This window comes from Roseisolibacter sp. H3M3-2, from assembly GCF_029211165.1.
In the GTDB taxonomy this organism is placed as follows: Bacteria; Gemmatimonadota; Gemmatimonadetes; order Gemmatimonadales; family Gemmatimonadaceae; genus Roseisolibacter.
In genome coordinates this window covers 1-5,502 of record NZ_JARGEK010000329.1, presented here as the reverse complement: position 1 = coordinate 5,502, position 5,502 = coordinate 1, and the positions used below count along the sequence as shown (strand labels likewise).

Genomic DNA, 5,502 nt, shown 5'->3' with positions numbered 1-5,502 from the left:
GGCGGCGAGCCGCGCGCGCCGCCGGCGCGGCGTCGCGCGCGCGGCGCACGCTGGCCGCGAGGGCGAGCGACGCGAGCGCCAGCCCGGCCAGCGCGGGATAGAACACCGCGTCGTTCTGCGCCCACGCGGTCAGCTGCCGCTCGTCGATCTGCGGCAGCGCGTCGCCGAGCACGACGAGCGAGCCGTTGTAGGCGCCGTGCAGGATCACGCTCGGCCAGATCGACCGCGTGCCCCACGCGAGGTAGCCCGACGCGAGGCCGAACGCGACGCGCAGCGGGAGGCCGAACAGGTCCACGTGCACGAGCCCGAACGCGAGGGCGGTGACCGCGATCGCGACCACCGGCGACGTGCGCCGCTCGAGCGTGCGCTGCATCCAGCCGCGGAACAGGAACTCCTCGAGCAGCGGCGCGATGACGGCGACCATGACCAGCACGGCGGCGACGCCGAGCGGGAGGTCGAGGTACTCGTCGAGGAAGGTGTTGCGGTCGGGCGGGATGCGGACGAAGCGCGGCAGCACCACCAGCGCCGCGCACACGACCGCGATCATCGACGCCGACGCGGGGAGGATCCACGGCGCGGCGGCCGGCGGCACGGCGCGCAGCCGGTACGTCGCGCGGCGGCGCGGGTCGTCGCGAACGCCGCGACGCAGCGCGAACCACCAGACGAACGCCGCCGCGATCGCGAGGTTCAGCAGCAGCCCGACGGCCGGCGGGAGCAGGAAGCCGGGCCACGGCTGCCCCGGCACGGGCACCGCGCGCGGGAGCAGGAAGACGCCCTGGATCGTCCCCCAGAAGACGAGCGCCACGATCCGCTTCGGCCAGGTCCACCCGCTCCCGCGCCCCCGCCCGTCCCCGCCGGGGAGCACCACCCGGTCCAGCAGCGTCTCCCCCGCCGGCGGCGCCGTCACTGCCCGCGCTGCCCCAGCGTCACGTTCACCGTCAGGCGCTCGGTGCCGCGCAGCACCGTCACCTTCAGCACGTCGCCCGGCTTCCGCGCGTAGAGCGCGTCGGTGTACGTGTAGAGGTCGGTCACCGGCGTGTCGTCCATCTGCACCACGAGGTCGCCGGCCTTGAGCCCCGCCTTGTCGGCCGGGCTGTCGGGGGTGACGCCCTGCAGGCGCAGCCCCTTCGCGCCGTCCGACGACATGTCGGGGACGGAGCCGAGCCACGGGCGCGGCCCCTGGCTGCTCTGCGCGCCGGCCATGCGCTGCGTCGTGGTGCCGCGCTGGAAGGTCAGCCGCGCCGCGCGGTCGGCGATGCGCCGCGCCACGCCGTGCGCGAGGTCGACCACGCGCGCGGTGCCCGGGTAGTTGAGCGTCGCCGGGTCGTCGGTGGCGGCGTGGTAGTCGGTGTGCTGGTCGGTGAAGAAGTGCAGCACCGGCACGTTCTTCACGAAGAACGACGAGTGGTCGGACGGGCCGAAGCCGTCGCCGATCCCCTTCACCGACAGCGCCGGGCCGGCCGCGTTGGCCGAGTCGAGGATCGCCGGCAGCTCGGTCGCGGTGGCGGTGCCGTAGACGAGCAGCTTGTCGTCGGTGAGCCGCCCGACCATGTCGAAGTTGAGCATCGCGGCGACGCTGTCGACCGGCACCGGGAGGTGGTCGACGAACCACTGCGAGCCGAGCAGCCCGAGCTCCTCGCCGCTGAAGGCGACGACCATGATCGTGCGCTTCGCGGGGCGCGCGGCGAACAGGCGCGCCAGCTCCATCACGGCGGCCGTCCCCGACGCGTTGTCGTCGGCGCCGTTGCGGATCGCGTTCCCGGCCTTGGGGTCGGTCGAGAAGGTGGCGTCGCGCCCGAGGTGGTCGTAGTGCGCGCCCAGCACCACGACCTGGCCGCGCAGCGCGGGGTCGGTGCCCGGGATCGTCGCGACGACGTTCTGCGTCGCCAGCTCGCTCGGGCGCCCGGCGTGGGCGAGCGAGGCGGAGCGGGCGGTGAAGCGCTGCAGGTAGGTCGTGCACGACTGCTCGCGCCCAGCGCGGGTCGCCGTGCGGCGGCGCGCGCAGGCGGCCGCGTCGTCGTCGACCACCTGCGTCAGCCGCAGCGACGCGAAGCGGCGGGCGACGTAGGCGGCGGCCGAGTCGTTGCCCGGCGTGCCGGTGAAGCGCCCCTCCATCCGGTCGTCGGCCAGGACGGCGACGTCGCGCCTGATGCGGTCGGCGCTGGCGCGGTCGGCGCTGGCGCGGTCGGCGCCGGCGCGGGCGGGCGCCTGGGCGCCCGCGACCGCGGGCAGGAGGAGGGCGAACGCGAGAGTGTGGCGCATGGGGAGGGGCACACGAGAGGGGCGGGGGCCCCGGTCACCGGAACCCCCGCCCCATTCTAACGCGCCGCCCCGGCTCAGCGGTCCGTGAAGTCGGTCTCCGCCGTCACGGCGCGGCAGGCCTCGGCCAGCACGTCGGCCGCCCGGTCGAGGTCCGCCAGCGCCACCATCTCGTTCGGGGAGTGCATGTAGCGGTTCGGGATCGACAGCAGCGCGGTGGCGATCCCCTCGCGGGCGTTGTGCATCGAGTCGGCGTCGGTGAACGACTCGCGCCCCGCCGCGTGCACCGTGTACGGCACCTTCAGGCGCTCCGCCGCGTCGCGCAGCAGCCCGAAGGCCACCGGCGAGATGATCGAGCCGCGCGTGAGCACCGGCCCGCCGCCGAGGGCGGCCTCGCCGTGCTCCTTCTTCTCGACCCCGGGGTGGTCGGTGGCGAAGGTGACGTCGACCGCGACCGCCATGACGGGGTTCACGTGCACCGCGCCGGCGATCGCGCCGCCGCCGCGCCACCCGATCTCCTCCTGCGTGGTGGCCACCGCGACCACGCGCGCCGCGCCCGGATTCTCGGCGTAGCGCCGCGCCGCCTCGAGGACGACGTACGCGCCCACGCGGTCGTCGATCGCGCGCGACACGATGCGGCCGTTCGGCAGCTCGTGCATCGGCGCGTCGATCACGCCGCAGTCGCCGACCTGCACGCGCCCCAGCGCCTCGGCCTTGCTGGTGGCGCCGACGTCGATCCACAGGTCGGTGATCTTCGACGCCTTCTCGCGCTCCTCGGGCTTCATGAGGTGGATCGGCTTCTTGCCGACCACGCCGATCACGTCGCCGTCCTTCCCGGCCAGGCGGACGCGCTGCCCCACGAGCACCTGCGGGTCCCACCCGCCGATCGGGCCGAAGTAGACGTAGCCCTGGTCGTCGACCCAGGTGACGATCACCCCGATCTCGTCGACGTGCCCGGCGAGGAGGACCGTCGGGCCCCCGCCGCCCTCGACGACGGCGAAGCTGTTCCCCATCACGTCGCCGTGCACCTCGGCGAACTTGCGCGCCTCGTCGCGCCACACGCGCGCGGGGGCGCGTTCGAAGCCGGAGGGACCCGGCGTCCCGAGCAACTGCTTGAGAAAGGCGTAGGAGGAGTCGGAGGGCATCCGGGGACGAAACCCGCCCGGCGCGTCCCTTGTCAACCCTGTGGCCGTGCCGCCACGGGGCATGCGCATGCCCCCGGGCGCCTGCTCTCGGGCGCTTGCCCCGTGGGCCGCGCCCGGGGAGCTTCCGCCGATGATCCTGACCTACCTGCTCATCGGGCTCGCCGCGGGCGTCCTCTCGGGGCTCTTCGGCATCGGCGGCGGCATCGTCATCGTGCCGGCGCTCCTCTTCTTCGCCGGCATGCTCCCGGCGACCGCCACCGGCACCTCGCTTGGGGCGCTCCTCCTCCCCGTCGGCGCCCTCGGGGCCTGGGAGTACTACCGCAACGGGAACGTCGAGGTGCGCGCCTCGCTGCTCATCGCCGCGGGGCTCTTCTTCGGCGCGTACGCGGGGGCGAAGCTGAACCAGATGCTCTCCCCCGTGCAGGCCAAGCGCGCCTTCGCGGTGTTCCTGGTGGTGGTGGCGGCGCGGCTCTGGATCACGGCGAAGCCGCGCTGACGCGGACCGCCGCGTCGGCGGCGGGCGCCCCGAACAGCGCGGGGTGCAGCAGGGCCGCCAGCACCTCCACCCCGTCCACCAGCCGCGGGCCCGGCCGGCTGAGGAAGGCGTTGGCGTCGAGCGCCCACACCGCGCGCCCGGCCAGCCACCCCCACGCCGGGTCGGCCAGCCGCGCCCGCGCCTCGGCCTCGGCGTGCGCCAGGTCGTAGCCGCACGGCGCGATCAGCACGACCTCGGGGTCGGCCGCCGCCAGCGCCGCCAGCTCCACGGTCGTCGAGTGCGCGCCGACGGTGCCGAGGACGTCCACGCCGCCGGCGCGCCGCACGAGGTCCGGCCCCCAGTGCCCGGCGAGGAAGACGGGCGACGTCCACTCGACCACGGCGACCCGCGGACGCGGCGCGCGTGCCGCCTTGAGCGTCTCGTGCACCGCGCGCACCCGGGCCCGCGCCCGCTCCACCAGCGCCGCGCCGGCCGCCTCCAGCCCCAGCTCCGCGGCCAGCGCCGCCACGTCGTCGAGCACCCCGTCGAGCGTCGTGCCGCCCAGCGTCGCCACCCGCGGCGCCGCGCCGCGCCGCGCCCCGAGCCGCTCCGCCAGCGCGCGCACGTCGCCCTCCCACACGGCGCACACGTCGCACAGCCCCTGCGTCAGCAGCACGTCGGGGTCGAGCGCGGCGATCGCGGCCTCGTCGAGCGCGAACAGCGGCGCGCCGGTCGCGGACCGCTCGCGCACCGCCGCGTCGATCTCCGCCGGGGTGGCGCCGTCGAGGTGGCTCGGCACGGACGGCCGCGTCACGCGGGCGCGTCCGAGGACGGCGTCGCGCGGGTGGTCGCACTCGTGGGTGACGCCGACCAGCCGGTCGGCGGCGCCGAGGGCGGCGACGATCTCGGTGGCGGCGGGGAGCAGGGCTACGACTCGCATCTACGTCGAGCTGAGAGCGGAGAGGACTGGTGGCTCGGCCCACGGCGAAGATCGGGGTGGGGCGAAGATCGGGGTACGGCGAACTTCGGGGTACGGCGGACTTCGGGATACGGCGAAGGACGGGGTACCGCGAACCTACCGGCTCGAGACTGCAGGTCCGCGGTATCCCGATCTTCGCACCATCCCGCCGTTCGTCGTATCCCGATCTGCGCACTACCCCGATCTGCGCCGTATCCTGATCTCCGCCGTACCCCCGCCCTACGAAGTACCCGCTCCCGCCGTTCGCGCGGTTCGCCCTTCAGTCCGACGGCGTCTCGACGATGGGTGCGGGCGCCCGGGCGAGGAGGAGCAGCCCGAGGGCGACGAGAGCGCCCCCGGGTAGGAGCCAGGGCGACGGCAGCTCGCCCAGCGCGAGGGCGGCCGCGAGCGCCGAGACGACGGGGACGAGGAGGAGCGTCGCGCTGCTGGTGACCGGCGGCAGGCGGCGCGAGGCGACGGCGAAGGCGAGCGTCGGCACGAACGTCGACACGACGCCGAGCGCGGTCAGCGTGGCGAGGCCGCGGGCGTCGAGGCGCGCGAGCGGGAGCGGCGGCGTGCCGGCGGCCGCGAGCCCCGCGGCGAGCAGCGCGCTCCCGAGCGCGAAGGTGAGGACCGCCGTGCCGAGGGGGGGCGGCGCGTCGCCG

Annotated in this window: 6 protein-coding genes; 1 reads left to right on the top strand and 5 read right to left on the bottom strand. The window is 75.6% G+C overall.

The genetic code is table 11. From position 1 onward, the window contains the following. From PYV61_RS20215 to PYV61_RS20205, 3 genes are all read right to left on the bottom strand, one after another. Window positions 1-907: type II CAAX endopeptidase family protein (locus PYV61_RS20215; RefSeq protein ID WP_275835008.1), on the bottom strand; the 907-nt coding region annotated here is incomplete at its 3' end. Beyond that, on the bottom strand, window positions 904-2,262 hold the full coding sequence (locus PYV61_RS20210; protein ID WP_275835006.1) for a M20/M25/M40 family metallo-hydrolase: 1,359 nt from the start codon (window positions 2,260-2,262) through the stop codon (window positions 904-906). The genes PYV61_RS20215 and PYV61_RS20210, both read right to left, overlap by 4 nt. 74 nt (window positions 2,263-2,336) lie before the next feature. Next, window positions 2,337-3,404, bottom strand: coding sequence for a M42 family metallopeptidase (locus PYV61_RS20205; RefSeq protein WP_275835004.1), 1,068 nt, complete (start codon window positions 3,402-3,404; stop codon window positions 2,337-2,339). 130 nt (window positions 3,405-3,534) lie between these two features. Here PYV61_RS20205 and PYV61_RS20200 point away from each other — a divergent pair, with 130 nt between their 5' ends. After that, window positions 3,535-3,900 carry a sulfite exporter TauE/SafE family protein gene (locus PYV61_RS20200; RefSeq protein ID WP_275835002.1) on the top strand — a complete coding sequence of 122 codons (366 nt, stop codon included), beginning with the start codon at window positions 3,535-3,537 and terminating at the stop codon, window positions 3,898-3,900. Here the strand turns inward: PYV61_RS20200 and PYV61_RS20195 are convergent. Together PYV61_RS20195 and PYV61_RS20190 are read right to left on the bottom strand one after the other, a co-directional pair. Beyond that, on the bottom strand, window positions 3,881-4,819 hold the full coding sequence (locus PYV61_RS20195; RefSeq protein WP_275835000.1) for an ABC transporter substrate-binding protein: 939 nt from the start codon (window positions 4,817-4,819) through the stop codon (window positions 3,881-3,883). The genes PYV61_RS20200 and PYV61_RS20195 overlap by 20 nt on opposite strands. 298 nt (window positions 4,820-5,117) lie before the next feature. Beyond that, on the bottom strand, window positions 5,118-5,502 hold a 385-nt coding region (locus PYV61_RS20190), incomplete at its 5' end, for an EamA family transporter (RefSeq protein ID WP_275834998.1).

What these genes read in the sequence shown, in the direction of transcription:
- PYV61_RS20210 (WP_275835006.1), bottom strand. Translation starts at nt 2,262, where the DNA reads ATGCGCCACACTCTCGCGTTCGCCCTCCTCCTGCCCGCGGTCGCGGGC.
- PYV61_RS20200 (WP_275835002.1), top strand. Translation starts at nt 3,535, where the DNA reads ATGATCCTGACCTACCTGCTCATCGGGCTCGCCGCGGGCGTCCTCTCG.
- PYV61_RS20195 (WP_275835000.1), bottom strand. Translation starts at nt 4,819, where the DNA reads ATGCGAGTCGTAGCCCTGCTCCCCGCCGCCACCGAGATCGTCGCCGCC.
- PYV61_RS20205 (WP_275835004.1), bottom strand. Translation starts at nt 3,404, where the DNA reads ATGCCCTCCGACTCCTCCTACGCCTTTCTCAAGCAGTTGCTCGGGACG.